Genomic DNA, 14,518 nt, shown 5'->3' with positions numbered 1-14,518 from the left:
GACGCCACCCGCACAGCTGTGCGGGTGGCGTCGCTCTTTTTAGCGTCGGCCGTGGGTGTAGGCCTTGCCGTACTCGAAGGCCCGGCCGTCCGGGAAGCTCACCAGCTCGAACATCTGGCCCCACGGGCTCATGAAGTACACCCAGCGCTGACCCTCGATCGGCCCCGTGCCCGACAGCGGCTCGCCGATCACCTCCACGCCGTTGTGCTTGAGGTGCTCCACCGCCCCCTCGATGTCGTTGACGTAGAGCGCGATGTGAATCCCCCCGACGTCGCAGTTCTTCGGCATCTCCTGCCGGCGCTCGCCGCCCTTGAACTCGAAGACCTGGATCTTCGGCCCCTGCCCCAGCAGGTACATCCGCACCTCCTTGATGTCCACGCCCGGCGGCAGGCTCCGTTGGCGGGCGTCCCAGTTCTCCTCGCCCTCCCCGCCGGTCATGGTGTACTCCAGCTGCGCCCCCAGCAGACCGACGAGGAACTCATGCGCCTCCTCAATGTCGGGGACGGTGACGGCGAAGTGGTCCACTCCGCGCAGGATGTTCAGCGGCGACGGCTGCATGGCGTTTCTCCTCGGTGGTGGGTGGTGCAGATCAATAACTCCATTGTGCCCATTGCCCTTGGAGTCGTGTGCGAGATGAGTCAAAAGCCGCCATGACCCGCACAGCTGTGCGGGTTTGAGCCGCTTGCCGACGCTACTTCGCCGGGTCCCGCGGATCCCACAGGCGCATGTCCGTCTCCGCCTCGTAGGCCTTTCCCTGCGGGTAGGACACGAGCTCGAAGTAGGTGCCCCAGGGCGCGCGGAAGTAGATCCACCGCTGCCCCTCCGCCGGGCCGCTGTTGGTCATGGACTCGCCCAGGATCTCGACCCCGCGCTCTCGCAGTTTCATGACCGCCTCATCGAGGTCGTCGACGTAGAGGGCGACGTGGTGACCGCCGGCGTCACTGTTGCGCGGCCCTTCCGTCCGGATGTCCTCACCCTCGAAGCCGAGCACCTCGAGGTTGGCGCCGTTCCCACAGCGGTAGATTTTCACCCCCGTCATGGAGATTCCCGGCGGCAGGTGCATCTGCCGGCGGTTCCACTCGTCATCGCCCGGGCCGCCCGGCAGCGAGTAGCCGAGGACGCAGCCGAGCACCTCCGTGAGGAACTCGTGGGCCTGGTCCAGGTCAGGCACGGCGAAGCCGATGTGGTCGACGCCGCGTGTGTTGAAGTCAGTCATCGGTTGGTGGGTTACTCCCCTGTCTCGAGCGGGAGGGAATCGTCCGCGGCCCACTCGCTGAGCGAACCGTCGTAGACAGCGACGTCGGTCCTGCCATTGCGGGCCATGTCAAAGGCGGTCATCGCCGCGAACACGCCGGCCCCGCAGTAGGTGACCGGGTTCTTGTCGGGGTCCATTGCGCCGATGTTCTCGTAGCGCTGCGCCGAAGGGGCGTCGGCGAACTTCCCGGACTCGTCGTAAAGCTCCGGCGCCGGCAGGTTGACCGAACCCGGGATGTGGCCCGGGCGACCGTAGTCCGCGTTCCTGCCCGCGAAGGTGTCCTCGTCGAGGGCGTTGATGAGGACGACCGAGTCGTCGTCGAGGTAACCGAGCACCTGCTCCTTGGTGGCGAGCAACTCCGGGCGGCGCTTCGCCGTGAATGTCGCCGGCTCGTTGCGCTCGATCCCGGAGGCCGTCTCGTATCCGGCGTCCTTCCAGGCCGGCAGGCCGCCGTTGAGGATGGAGATCCGGTCGAAGCCCTCGAGCCGCAGGTTCCACCACAGTCTGGTCGCCCAGTGGTTCGGGCCCTGGTCGTAAATGACGACGTGGGAGTCGTTGGATACCCCGAGCCTTCCGATCGCCTGCTCGAACTTCTCGGAGGTCAAAATGTTGTGGCGATACAGGGCCTTGCGCTCGGCGAGCCCACGCAGCAGGTCGGCGTGGACCGCGCCCGGGATGTGCTCGTGTTCGTAGTAGCCGATGCCCTTGTTCACCGGGGCGTCGTTGTCGTCGGTGGCGCCTACCTCATTGGAGGCGTCGATGAGAACGAGGTTGTCGTTGTGGAGGTTGGCGTGGAGCCAGGTCGGGTCGACGAGGAGGGGCTGTTCGAAAGTGGTGGTGGTCATGGGATCCAGGGTAGGGAGAACTTGATTCGAATGTCTCCGAAAACGTTTAGTGCAGATACGGTTGATGACGTGAGCAAATCCAAAGTCATCGATGTCGTCGCTGCTGTCATAGTTAAAGAGGGCAAGGTTTTCGCGACTCAGCGGGGGCCCGGCATGCTCCTACCCGGGAAGTGGGAGTTCCCAGGCGGCAAGGTCGAAGACGGCGAACAAGGCGAAATTGCTTTGCGTCGCGAGATCCAGGAAGAACTGCAGTGCCGAATCGACGTCGGTGACAAAGTCACTACTACTGAGTACCTGTACGATTTTGGGACTATTCGTCTGACATCATTCTGGGCGAAGCTGATTGACGAGTGGCCAGTCCTTACTGAGCACCAAGAATCACGCTGGCTCAGCTCAGCAGGCTTGCATTCAGTTGAATGGGCTCCCGCTGACCTACCGGCCGTTGACATCGTGGCGGAACGGCTTAATCGATGAGTATCTTTCGTGATCAACTGGCTACCGATCTAGAGTTCGGCCACATCGATTCGTCTATCCATGCCACTCAACAGTTCAATCCTGGACTGCTCACCAACTCCAGCACCTCCAAGATGCTGGACGCTATGATCACTGAGCTCCAATTCAGTGAAGAATTCGTCTTCTCGGTTGCCTTTATTACTACTTCTGGATTGGCTGCGCTCAAGGAAGCCTTTGTGTCCTATAGCGGCAAAGGGACGATAGTTACCTCCCGATACCTGGACTTCAATGAACCGGACATGTTCCGAGAATTGTTCGTAATGAGCAAAAGGCATAACTTCAAGATCTTGGTTCACGACAACGATAACCTCGGCTTCCACGCAAAGGGCTACTTGTTTCGAAAGGGAAAGCAGTTCACGGCCTTCGTTGGCAGCTCAAACTTGACGGTCAATGCCTTGAACGTCAACGAAGAATGGAACCTTCGCTTTTCCGCGACTGAAGAAGGCGACGTTACCGCTCAGATCAAGGCAGCAATTGACCGGCAGCTTAGCCGTTCGCTCCCGTTGACTGAGAAGTGGATCGCTTCGTACGAAGCCACTCGCAAGAAGCGCATGATCCTGGTCGAGGATGACCAGCCGATTGAAAAAGTAGACTGCAGCATCAAGATCACGCCCAACCGTATGCAATCAGATGCACTTGCTGAACTCGATCTGCTATACGAGCAGGGCGCAAGGCGCGGCGTTATTATCTCAGCGACTGGCACAGGAAAGACCATTTTGGCGGCTCTCGCTGCTCGCGCTTATGGCGCAAAGCGAGTGTTATTCGTTGTTCACCGCGAACAGATCTTGCGAAAAGCGGCGGAAGAGTTCAAAAAGGTCTTTCAATTTACCGAGGACCAAGTTGGCTTCTATACCGGCAATGCTCGAAATACCACCGCACCGTTTATATTTGCGACGATTCAATCAATCTCAACGTCAGTCGGTCTTCAAGATTTTCCCCGCGACGCGTTCGACTACATCATCATCGATGAGGTGCACCATACCGGCGCCAAGTCCTACCAACGACTCATAGACGCCTTTTCTCCCGGTTTCCTTTTAGGCGTTACCGCTACGCCAGAAAGAACTGACGGGTTTAATGTTTTCGAACTTTTCGATTGGAACGTCCCCTACGAAATTCGCCTACAGCAGGCGCTCGCGGACAAGATGTTGGTCCCATTTCACTACTACGGGATTTCCGACTACACAGTTGACGGCGGAATCGCCATCGGCGAAGACTCATCTCTGGACGTCAAAGTATCGGAGAACCGGGTCGACTACATCGTGGATAAACTCTCCGAATACGGGCATGCGACAGGGGCCAGAGGTTTAATCTTCTGCAGTTCGAAGATCGAAGCTCATCAACTTTCTGCAGCACTGAACGTGCGAGAACTGAATGGAGAACTTCTCCGAACGATTGCGCTCACCGGAGATGACTCCCAAGATACGCGCAACCATGCTGTAGAACAGCTAACTCAAGGGACGATCGACTACATCTTGACAGTCGATATCTTCAACGAAGGCATTGATGTCCCTGCAATAAACCAAATTGTCATGCTGCGACAAACTCAGTCCAGCATCATTTTCACGCAGCAGCTTGGCCGAGGACTGCGCAAATTCAAGGGTAAAGACCACATTCGAGTGATCGACTTCATCGGCAACTACGAAAACAACTACCTCATTCCGATCGCCCTCTATGGAAATTTTTCTGCGAATAAGGATTCAATCAGGCGTGACTTGCTAGATAAGAAGGAGCGCCCTGCCCTCCCCCCGACCTCCACGGTGAGCTTCGACCGCATCTCCCAGCGGAGAATCCTCGATTCACTGGAAAAGGTCCGTCTCGCGGGTAAGCGAGAGTTTCGAAATGCGATTCAAGTTCTCGTAGACCGGCTCAACCATGTGCCATCGCTTCACGACGTTCTTCGCTTCGAAAGTATTGATCCTGTTCTCCTTGCCAGCAAGTATGGCAACTACTGGAGCTTGCTCTTTGACCTGAAGTTCGTAAGCAGAAAACCTCTCAATCAAGAAGCTGCGTACTTGACGTTCATTTCCAGCGAGATTTTGAATGGGATGCGCCCTCATGAACTACTACTGCTTCGGCATCTCACTCAACACGGGCCAATCACACTAGAAGGTTTCAAGGCGCTCTTGGGTGAGTATGGCGCTAAGAACGACACCGCAACCGTCGATTCCTCGTTGCGGGTACTCACCGGAGACTTTTATACAAGGCCCTTGAAGGCGTGGGGAAAACTACCTGTCATCACGCTCACCGCAGACGAGATCCACTTACATGAGGAATTCGCTGGGCTCTTTGATGCTTACGACGATGCAGAAGAGACATTCTCCGGACAGTCGTTCCGGCAGCACGTTAACGACCTCCTTTCGACGGGGCTCGCTCTCAATAAACGTTTCCACAATCGGTCCGGAGAATTTGTAATTGAGAACCGGTATACCAGGAAAGATGTCAGCCGATTGCTCAACTGGCCGACCAACCAGGAGGCAACCATGTACGGCTACAAGGTAGATCGTGAGAGCGGAACGGCCCCTGTTTTCGTGGTGTACAACAAGCGCGGAGATGTGGAATCTCAATTGAACTATGCCGATCGGTTTAATAGCCGAGGTGAGTTGCGCTGGTATTCGCGTCACGGTCGGACGTTGGCGAGCCGCGAACTGGCTCCGATCCTTCGCAACGAACTCACCGTTATGTTGTTCGTGAAGAAGAGCGATTCCGAAGGGCAGGATTTTTACTATCTGGGGGAAGTGCAAGCGAAGAATCCCAACCAGGAGTACCTATTCAACGACCAAAATCAACACCTGCCCGTCGTCAGCATGGACCTTGTACTCGAGCATCCAGTTGACCTTGAGCTGTATGATTATCTTCACTTGGACATGCCCGACGAAACCTCCAAGGAACGCTCACGGTAATTGACCGCGGCTAGCCGCCTAGCGATGTAGAAGCGTGGTTGACCTTTCGAAATCCTCACGAGGCTTGCCCTTGAAGAACCAGGCTCCTCAGCTTCTCAAAAATTTGGGTGGCCTGGTATCTCTCAACAAACGTCGCTCACCATGTCGCCGGCGCAGATTCTCTGTGCTTTCCCTAAACCCACATCTCCCGCATCCGCACCCATTCGGAAGCAACCTCAAGGAACTCCCCATCGTGACATGTCATGATGACTGCTTTGCCCTCGGCCAGCGCTTCCCGCACCATCAGCCAAAATTTCTGCACCGCGAAGTCATCCAACCCGACATCGGGCTCATCCATCAGGACCACATCTCGGTCCTGGGCCAGCACGGACGCCGCCTGCGCCAGTCGCAGCTGGGCAGTGGGCAGATCGAGCGGGTGCTCCTCCGGATCCAGGCCCAGTCCATCGACCCGGTCTCTATCGCCGATGAGCTCCCCCACCGTCGTCTCCGCCACCTGGTCTTCCACACGCTGCAGCATCAGTGACGTCGGAACCTTCGGAGCGGGCGCCCCGTCGAGGCCGGCCAGCGCCCGCAGCAGCGTCGTCTTGCCGGAGCCGTTCGCCCCGCGCAGCCATACGATCTCGCCCGGGTAGGCCACGACGTGCACAGGACCGATCGTGAAGGTCGGGGCCACTTCCCCACCCAGCCGCCACCAGCGTCGTTTCGAGCCCCCGCGGAAGGCGGTCACTTTGCCCAGGTCAACGGGAGGACCGCCAACTGAGGGAACCGCCGGGAGCACCGGTGGCGGCATCGGTTCCTGGTAGGTACGGGTCAACGCGCCGTCGGCAAGCCCGAGCACCCGGCCCTCCACCTCGGGGCGGCTCTGGTGACCCAGGACGACGACCGCCCCCGGGTACCCGTTGCACACCCGCGCCAGCGCGTCGGCGGAATCGGCGTCGAGCCCGGCGAAGGAGTCGTCGAGGACCAGCAGGTCCGGCTGCAGGACCAGGACGGTGGCGATCGCCAGGCGCCGGGTCTGCCCGCCGGAGAGCTCGGTCGGGTCGCGCTCGGCGAGGTGCCCCAGGTCGAGGTCACGCAGGACTGCCCGGACGCGGGACTCCATCTCCGGGACCGGCATGCCCCGCTGCTCGAGGCCGAAGGCGACCTCCTCGATGACCGTGTCGCGGAGGTAGCTGAGGTGGGCGGTGGCGTCCTGCAGGACCACGGCGGCGCCGTGCCGCTCGTGGAGGGTGGCGGCGAGCGTCGACAAGCCGGATCCGGAGGCGCCGACGATCTGGATGACGCTGCCCGGGGTGAGCTCCAGCAGGCTCAGATCCATGCGATCACCGCCACGGTCAGCGGGGCGAGAAGGGTAATTACCTTGTCGGTCGCGGTGTGCGGGACGGGGCGCAGCACGGTGCGCCGGCCGGGCAGATCCAGGCCGGCGGTCTCCAGCGCCAGACCGCGGCGGGTGCCGGTGCTCAGCAGCTGGGTGATCGTCGGGACCGCCAGGCGGGTGATGACACGCGCACCGATTCTGCGCCCGCGCAGCCGCTGGGCGTCGCGGACGGCGGCCACCACGGCCCGGCCCTGGGGCAGCAGCTGGATGCTCGCGCCGAGGATATAGGCGGTGCGATGCCCCAGCGGGCTGGCCTGCACGGCCTTGACCAGGTCGGGGACGCGGATGAGCGCCATCGCCGCCAGCAGGGTCGACATCAATGCGAGGAAGCGCAGGGTGAGGTCGGCGGCCAGCGATAGTCCGTCACCGGTGACCGGACCCGCGAGCGGCGCCGACCCGTGGGGCGCGTGGATGAGCAGCATCGACAGGCCGGTCGGGACGGTCAGGGTGAACGCGCCGAGGAGGGTGGTCAGGGAGCGGGTGCCTGCGGTCGCGAGGGTGAGGGCGAGGGCGGCGACGAGCGTCGAGAAGCGAGGGTCATCGACGAGGAGGACGGCGGCCATCGTCGACAGGGCGAGGACCAGCCAGGTCAGCGGGTTAAGACGCATGTGTCGGCTGCAGGCTGGCGAGGGTCCGCTTCGGCAGGGCCCGGACCGTGAGGAAGACGATCACCATCACAATCGCCTTGTCCAGCGGGTCGGAGATGAAGGACTGCAAGGTCACCGAGCCGATGAGCGAGTTGCCCATCTCGCGCAGCAGGCTGACGACCGCGCCCGTGCCGACGCCGGCGGTGCCGCCGTAGACGAAGGCCGCGACCGGGGCGGCGATCGCGCCGGTGACCAGGCCCAGCAGCAGGCCCGCGAGGATGGCGCGGAGGATGTTCCTGAACGCGCCGTGGCGGATGGCCCAGCCGGCGAGCAGGCCGGCCAGCGCGGAGCCGGCGGCGAAAGGCAGGGCCGCCGGGTTGAACAGTCCCCAGACGACGGAGCTCAGCGCGCCGGTGGTCAGACCGGCGAGCGGGCCGGCCAGCGCGGCGACGAGCACGGTGCCGACGGTGTCGAGGTAGAGCGGCAGGCCGACCGAGCCGACGACCTGCCCGATGACGATGTTGAGCACCAGGGCCACCGGGATGAGGCCGATGGTGCGGGCCGGCAGGACCGGCAGCACGGCGACGAGCAGCATAATCGTGCCGCCGACGTAGCCGAGCAGGGTGATGATCGCCTCGGTGGAGCCGCCCACCGACTCCCAGGAGGTCGGGCGCACGAGCACCAGGTAAATCCAGGTAGCGAGGATGATCAGGCCGCCGGTGACGGCGAGACCGCGCCGGGCGGGGGTCAACTGGGTGACGGGTTGTGACATGGGGACGTCCTTGGCATGGCGGGAGGGCGCTCCTATGTCACCTCGGAGCGCGCGGGTCGGGGGTCACTCTAGTCCAGGAACGCCGCGGTTTCGTAAAAGCGCTTCTTCGCGGAGGTGACGTCGGCCCGTTCCAGCACGCGGACGGTCGGCTCTCCTCCCAGCTGCTCGCCGCGGAAGGCCAGCGTAGTGCCCCGGGTCAGCTCCGAGTCCGCCTCCACGCGCAGCGACGCCGGATAAGCGGAGTACTTCACCTGGTCCAGGGCGATCATGCAGGTGAGCAGGTCGTGGATCTGGGCGGTGTAGCCGACGCCGACGGAGCGGTGGAACTCCCAGTAGAAGCGCAGGATCTCCGGCAGCGTGGCGGCGATGGGCACGTCCCCGAGGGCGTCAATGAGCTGCTCCGCCTCCCCCGGTCCAATGAGCATCTGCTCGGTGACGTTGAGCGGGCACAGGGTGATGCGGTGCCCCGGGGTCGCGGCGCGGAACACCTCGTCGGCGGCGTGGGGATCGACCCAGAAGTTCCACTCCGCGGTGGGGGTGGTGTTGCCCGGGTAGAGCACGGCGCCGCCCATGACGGTGACGGAGGCGAAGTCGGCGAACTCGTGACCCTCGCGCAGCCAGGTCGCCAGGTTGGTGCACGGCCCGGTGATGATGAGGTCGACCTCTCCCCCGGCCAGCGCCCGCTCCCACAGCTCCCGCCACTCCCCGCCCGGCGAAACGCCGGAGGCGGTGGCGTAGCCGAGTCCGGTGGCGCCGTGGGTCTCCGGGGTGGTGACCAGCTCCACCTCGAGCGGTACCTCCACCCCGGCAGCGACCGGGATGTGCTCGTCGCTGAAGCCGCACTGCTCGAGCACCCAGGTCGCGTTGAGCGCGGTCTGGGCAGTGGAGGTGTTGCCGGCGGTGGTTGTGACGCCGAGCAGCTCGATGTCGCCCTGGGCGTGGAGCCCCGCGAGATAGATCAGTGCCAGAGCGTCGTCGATGCCCGGGTCACAGTCGATGAGGACACGGCGCGGCCGGAGTGCTGACGCGGCGGTGGAATCCGAGGTCATGCGCGAAAGTGTAGACCTATCGGGCTGTGCTTGTGCTGAAAAATGCGACGACGATCAAGCGTCGTCAAGCCCGCTGGCGCGGCGCCGCTCCTCGGCCTCAGCCTCGGCCGGGCTGACGTGCCGGACCACGGTCGAGCCCGGGTGACCGGCGCTGCGGCGTCGGCTGCGGATGCGGCGGTAGGTGAACACGCCGGCGAGGATGAGCAGCCAGCCGGCGATCAGCCATGGCAGAACGGGGCTGAGGTAGGTGATGACGAGATTGCCGAACAGCGCGCCACCACCGGCCCAGACGACCGACCAGATGGTGGAGCCGATGACGCTGGCGGCCAGGAAGCGCGGGTAGCTGATGCGCGCGGCGCCGCAGGAGGCGGAGACGAGCGTGCGCACGCCGGGCAGCTGACGGCCGATGACCAGCGGCAGGATGCCCTGGCGCTCGACAAAGCCCATCGCCTTGTCCCAGTTGTCGCGGCCCATGGACTTCACCAGTGAGGTGTTGCGCAGCGGCGGGCCGGCCTTGTACCCGATGAAGAAGCCGAGGTGGTCGCCGAGCGAGGCGCCGACGGCGACGAGGACGATGCCGGTGAGCACCCAGCCCCAGCCTGCGCTGGAGAGGACCGCGGAGCCGAGGACGACGACGGTCTCGCCGGGCACGACGGCGCCGAGCCCGAGGCCGGCCTCTAGAAGCGACGCCACCGCCAGGAAGAGAACCAGGAGAAGTGGTTGCCCCGAGACGGCGTCGATGAGGGCGTGGATGTCCAGATTCATTACCCGCCCTATTCTCGTGGCCGCAAACGCATCGGCAAAATCATGGTTTCTCGTGGTCGTGGTCGGACGTGAAGTTGCCGACCGCCAGCAGGCCGATCACCAGTCCGGCCACGGGCACGAGCATGGCCACGCCGGTGGCCACCCCGATGCCCAGGGGCTGGAACATCTGCATGACGGCGCCGCTGGCGGCCGCGCCCAGCACGGCGCCGACCTGGCGGGAGGTGTTGTAGACGCCCGAGCCCGCGCCCGCCAGCTCCGTGGGCACCGCCCGCAGCGTGATCGTCGAATTCGGCGACCAGACCAGCGCGTTGGCCAGACCCAGCAGCACGACCGGGAGCAGCACCCACCACAGCGACAGGCCGCGGGAGAACATGAAGGCGAACAGCGCCATCGCGGTGATCAGGGCGCCGAAGCCCGCCCGCGAGAGCACGCCGGGCTTCATCCGGTCGGTGAGGCGGCCGGCCAGCGGGGCGAAGATGATCGACACCAGCCCCATCGGGATGAGCGCCAGCGCCGCCTGCTCGGCGGGCAGGTCGAGCTGCACCTGAAGGTAGAGCATGATCGGCAGCTGGACCGGGTAGACGGCGAATCCGAGGGTGAACACCGCGAGGACGCCGTTGCCGAAGTTGCGGTTGCGGTAGAGGCGCAGCGGCATGAGCGCGCGGTCGCCGAGCGCGCGCTGGCGGCGCAGGAACAGGGCCAGGACGGCGAGACCGGCGACGAGGGAGCCCCAGATCCACACGTTCCAGCCCAGCTCCGGGCCCTGCTGCAGCGCGAAGACGACGCCGAGCACGGCCAGCAGCGAGTAGAGCGCGGAGCCGAGGTCGATGCGGCTGTCCCGGGCGGCGGGCAGGCGCGGCACCCACAACGCGACGGTGATCAGGGAAACCACGCCGAGCGGGACGTAGACGGCGAAAACCCAGCGCCACTCGGCGTAGCCGACGAGGAGACCGCCCAGGACCGGGCCGAAGAGACCGGCGGAACCGGCGACGGCTGACCACACCCCCATCGCCGCGCCGCGGCGGTGGTAGGGGAAGACGCGGTTGATGATCGCCAGCGGCTGGGGGTTGATGAGCGCGCCGCCGAAACCCTGGAGGGCGCGGAAGACGATGAGCCATTCCATGGACGGCGCCAGCGCGCAGGCCAGGGCGGCGAGCACGAAGACGATCATGCCGACCAGGTAGACGGTGCGCTGCCCGAAGTGGTCCCCGAGGCGGCCGGTGACCAGCAGCGGCACCGCGAAGGTGAGCAGGTAGACGGCCGAGACCCAGATCGTCTGGTTGAGGTCGCCGCCCAGATCCTCGGCGATGCGCGGCAGCGACACCGCCACCAGCGACTGGTCCATCAGCGTGAGGAAGAGCCCCACGCACAGCGCGAACAGCGCCCGCCACGCGCGGCGCTTCGTGATCGGCCGCCCCGCGGCGTCGGCGGCGTGGGCCGGTGCCTGCTGAGCCACCCGCATCACACTCCCTTTGAGTCTCGGCGCTCCACCGAGCGCAGCCTACTGTTTCAGCGCGCGGTCTGCGCGCCCGCGTGCGTCAGGTGCAGGGTCTCCTTGCCGAAGATCCACGCGCCGGCGGCGACCGCGGCGACCAGCCCGCAGATGGCGAAACCGAGGCGGTAGCCGAAGCCGTCGACAAGCAGGCCCACCATGATCGGGCCGAGAATCTGGCCCGCGTCCATGAACATCTGGTACGTCGAGAGCACCCTGCCGCCGGAGCGTTCGTTGCCGATGACGTCGGCGAGCACCGCCTGCTGCGCCGGGTTGAGCAGGCCGGCGGCCGCGCCCGCGAGGATGGAGAAGAGAAGGAGCGACCAGGGCTGATCAGCGAAGCCCATGAAGCCGGCTAAGACGCCCGAGCCGACCAGGCCGGCCAGGATGAGCGGCCGGCGCCCGATGCGGTCGGCCATGCGCCCGGAGAACTGGAGGATGACGGCGTTGCCGGCGGCGTAGGCGGCCATGGCGAAACCGGCCATCGCCACGCCCTGGTCGAAGACCGCGGCGGCGAACAGCGGAATCGTCGCCACCCGTACGCCCATGTTGATCCAGCCGTGAGCGAAGTTGGACACCAGCAGGGCCCGGAACGCGGAGCTGCGCCACGCCTCCGCCAGGGTCAGGGGGCTGGTGTCGGGCTTGTCCCCCGCCGCCCCCTCGTCCTGGCCCTCGGCTGGACCCTCGTCCTTGCCCTCGAGGCGGTCGATCTTCTTGTTCGGCATCAGCCACCAGACGACCAGCGCCGCCAGCAGCACGCCCGTGCCGTAGATGACGAAGGGCCAGCGCATGCCCAGGAAGCTCATCGCCGCGCCCGCCAGCGGGCCGATGACGTTGCCCAGCAGAAAAGCCGTGCCGTAGAGCGCCGAGGCCCGGCCACGAGCGCCCGGCGGGGCCAGCTTGACGATCAGCCCCATCGCCGAGATCGAGAACATGGAGGAGCCGAAACCGGCCAGCGCCCGCAGCGCCAGGATGTGCCAGTAGGCCTGCGCCACGGCCACCAGACCCGTGGTCACCGCGACGATGATCAGTCCCGCGAGGTAGACCTTGCGGCTGCCGATCCGGTCGCCGATGGTGCCCGCCGCCGGCGCCGTGATCAGGCGGGAGAAGGAGAACACCGAGACCACCGCGGCCGCCGCGGTGACGGAAACGTCGAAGGTGACGACGAACTGCGGCAGGATCGGGGCGATGAGTCCGTAGCCGACGGCGATGAGGAAGGCCGCGGCGACCAGGATCCAGATCTCCCGGGGCATCGGCACCCGAGTGCTCGCCCGGCGGGTCCTGCGCCGGCGGGCCGTCGCGGAGGCGCCGTCGGGGTCACGTCCTGTGGCGGCGACGGGCTCCTGGGCTGGGTCAACCGGATTATGCACGGGACCGTTCGATGATGTTGTCATGTCTCGCTTAAGGCTATCAGTGCGAGCGGGGGCCGACACCTTTCCCGATTTTCGCAAACACGTTCGACCAAATGTGCGAATCTGTCGGACATGTGTTCTAACGTAGGCCTCATGACATCGACACCCGGAATCACCGCATGGGACCTCGCCGGCCTCATCCGCGAGCGCGAACCGGTCACGCTCGCTGACATCCACTCGATCATCCACCACCCGCGCTCACTCGCCCGGCCGATGGCCTCCTGGCGCCCGCCCAGCAAGAAGGTGCCGTTGGTCGACGGCACCGGCACCCGCCACATGCTCTCCCTCACCGTCACCCGGCACCGGGTCGGGACGCGGGCGCGCGCCCGCATCCTCGGCTACACCGGCGACCGCGAGCCGGCCTACCTCGTGCTGGTCCGGGTCACCGACCCCACCGGCCGCGACGTGCCCACGGAGGTCGCCGAGGCATGGGTGCGCGCGATCGTCGGCAAGCGGGACGTGCAGTCGGTCCACGAGATCGGCGCCGGCCACGCACCCACGTTCGCCTGGCTCGTCGACGGGCACTACTCCCCCGTGCCCTCGCCGGCGTCCCTGTTCAGCACGGCCAGCGACGCCGCCTAGCTCTTGAGGGAATCGACCTCCTCGTCCTCGAACTCCTCATCCTCGAGGTCGTCGAAGTCCTCATCGTCCTCGTCCAGATCGTCGTCCTCGTCCTCGAAGTCGTCGTCCTCGTCGAAGTCGTCGTCGAGATCGTCCTCATCCCGCTCGTCGTCGTCCCCGTCATCCTCGCCGTAGATGTCGTAGACGTCCGGTTCCTCGTCCAGGTCGTCGTCGAAGGGGGCCAGCTGCTCCTCCCAGTCGGCGGCGTGGTCGGCGGCCAGGCTCAGCACGTCGAAGAGACGGTCGAAGTCGGAGAACGCCCCGAGATCCAGGACCTCGTCGTTGTCGATCGCCTCGTTCTGGAGGTCGGCGAAGAGACGGTGACGGTCCTCCGGGCTCAGCGTCGCCTCCCCGTCGGACTCCCACAGTTCGTCAATGGCCTGGTCGACCAGGTCGTCGTAGGTCGCACCCAGCGCGATGAACTGCACGACGGCGGTGGGCACCCCCTCGAGGACCTCCACCTGCACCTGCAGCTCGGAGTTGTCCCCGACCTCGGCGCGCACCAGGTTCGGGTCCACCGCGTCCTGGAAGAACTCCAGGTCCCCGATCCGCTCGTCGGTACCCTCCAGCAGATCCCGCAGCACGGTGACCACCTGGTCGGTGGCGACGTAGCGGCCCACGGTGGCGACGGCGTCCTCGACGGAGAAGACGACGGAGACGAGCATCGCCTCGAAGTTCTCGTCGTCCTCGTCCACGTCCGCCGCGGCGATGTAGACGTTGGCGGCCGGCAGCAGCGGGTCAATCTCGGCGAACTGAATCTCCAGGTCCGAGGTGATCGGGACGAACATGGTGTCGTCGTTGACCCGAGACTCGATTCCGTCGCGGTCCAGTCCTTGAGCGATGTCCTCGAAGAAAGTCATGGTCTCCTACCTGTCCAGGGTCGTAGGGGTGGGGCGGACGCCAGGAAGCCGACGCGCCTGCCGACCACA

General features: G+C 64.9%; 14 protein-coding genes. 3 read left to right on the top strand and 11 right to left on the bottom strand.

The window, feature by feature from the left end:
- Positions 1-39 precede the first annotated feature (39 nt).
- The 3 genes from CGUA_RS05275 to CGUA_RS05265 all read right to left on the bottom strand — a co-directional run bounded on the left by CGUA_RS05275 (position 40) and on the right by CGUA_RS05265 (position 2,100).
- On the bottom strand, positions 40-558 hold the full coding sequence (locus CGUA_RS05275) for a VOC family protein (protein ID WP_290198038.1): 519 nt from the start codon (positions 556-558) through the stop codon (positions 40-42).
- 133 nt (positions 559-691) lie between these two features.
- Entirely contained in the window at positions 692-1,216 is a 525-nt protein-coding gene (locus tag CGUA_RS05270) for a VOC family protein (RefSeq protein ID WP_290198037.1), read from the bottom strand.
- 11 nt (positions 1,217-1,227) lie between these two features.
- Complete coding sequence (locus CGUA_RS05265; protein ID WP_290198036.1) at positions 1,228-2,100, bottom strand: sulfurtransferase; 873 nt, start codon at positions 2,098-2,100, stop codon at positions 1,228-1,230.
- Between the two features lie 69 nt (positions 2,101-2,169).
- Between CGUA_RS05265 and CGUA_RS05260 the strand changes: the two genes are divergently transcribed.
- Positions 2,170-2,574: a (deoxy)nucleoside triphosphate pyrophosphohydrolase gene (locus CGUA_RS05260; protein ID WP_290198035.1), complete on the top strand. Its 405-nt coding sequence runs from the start codon at positions 2,170-2,172 to the stop codon at positions 2,572-2,574.
- Positions 2,571-5,513, top strand: coding sequence for a DUF3427 domain-containing protein (locus tag CGUA_RS05255; protein ID WP_290198034.1), 2,943 nt, complete (start codon positions 2,571-2,573; stop codon positions 5,511-5,513). Before CGUA_RS05260 ends, CGUA_RS05255 begins: the two co-directional genes overlap by 4 nt.
- Before the next feature lie 172 nt (positions 5,514-5,685).
- On the opposite strand, the gene CGUA_RS05250 is transcribed toward CGUA_RS05255, so the two are convergent.
- The 7 genes from CGUA_RS05250 to CGUA_RS05220 form a co-directional block, all read right to left on the bottom strand.
- Positions 5,686-6,831 carry an ATP-binding cassette domain-containing protein gene (locus CGUA_RS05250; protein ID WP_290198033.1) on the bottom strand — a complete coding sequence of 382 codons (1,146 nt, stop codon included), beginning with the start codon at positions 6,829-6,831 and terminating at the stop codon, positions 5,686-5,688.
- A complete protein-coding gene (locus tag CGUA_RS05245; RefSeq protein ID WP_290198032.1) occupies positions 6,822-7,499 on the bottom strand; it encodes an energy-coupling factor transporter transmembrane component T family protein in 678 nt (225 codons plus the stop codon). Before CGUA_RS05245 ends, CGUA_RS05250 begins: the two co-directional genes overlap by 10 nt.
- Complete coding sequence (locus CGUA_RS05240) at positions 7,489-8,250, bottom strand: ECF transporter S component (protein ID WP_290198031.1); 762 nt, start codon at positions 8,248-8,250, stop codon at positions 7,489-7,491. The genes CGUA_RS05245 and CGUA_RS05240 overlap by 11 nt, the downstream gene beginning before the upstream one ends.
- Before the next feature lie 68 nt (positions 8,251-8,318).
- Entirely contained in the window at positions 8,319-9,299 is a 981-nt protein-coding gene (locus tag CGUA_RS05235; RefSeq protein ID WP_290198030.1) for a nucleoside hydrolase, read from the bottom strand.
- A 54-nt stretch (positions 9,300-9,353) separates the two neighbouring features.
- Complete coding sequence (locus tag CGUA_RS05230) at positions 9,354-10,064, bottom strand: DedA family protein (RefSeq protein ID WP_290198029.1); 711 nt, start codon at positions 10,062-10,064, stop codon at positions 9,354-9,356.
- Between the two features lie 40 nt (positions 10,065-10,104).
- On the bottom strand, positions 10,105-11,520 hold the full coding sequence (locus tag CGUA_RS05225) for a DHA2 family efflux MFS transporter permease subunit (protein WP_290198028.1): 1,416 nt from the start codon (positions 11,518-11,520) through the stop codon (positions 10,105-10,107).
- A gap of 53 nt (positions 11,521-11,573) precedes the next feature.
- Positions 11,574-12,809 (bottom strand): MFS transporter, encoded by a 1,236-nt coding sequence (locus CGUA_RS05220; RefSeq protein WP_374725065.1) that lies wholly within the window; start codon positions 12,807-12,809, stop codon positions 11,574-11,576.
- A gap of 252 nt (positions 12,810-13,061) precedes the next feature.
- Here CGUA_RS05220 and CGUA_RS05215 point away from each other — a divergent pair, with 252 nt between their 5' ends.
- A complete protein-coding gene (locus CGUA_RS05215; RefSeq protein ID WP_290198027.1) occupies positions 13,062-13,550 on the top strand; it encodes a hypothetical protein in 489 nt (162 codons plus the stop codon).
- Here CGUA_RS05215 and CGUA_RS05210 read toward each other — a convergent pair.
- Complete coding sequence (locus CGUA_RS05210; RefSeq protein WP_290198026.1) at positions 13,547-14,449, bottom strand: hypothetical protein; 903 nt, start codon at positions 14,447-14,449, stop codon at positions 13,547-13,549. The genes CGUA_RS05215 and CGUA_RS05210 overlap by 4 nt on opposite strands.
- Between the last annotated feature and the right edge of the window lie 69 nt (positions 14,450-14,518).

Origin of the sequence: Corynebacterium guangdongense, assembly GCF_030408915.1 — a bacterium.
Classification (GTDB): Bacteria; Actinomycetota; Actinomycetes; order Mycobacteriales; family Mycobacteriaceae; genus Corynebacterium; species Corynebacterium guangdongense.
The sequence above is the reverse complement of the archived record's forward strand: the minus strand, read 5'-3'. Positions and strand labels throughout refer to the sequence as shown.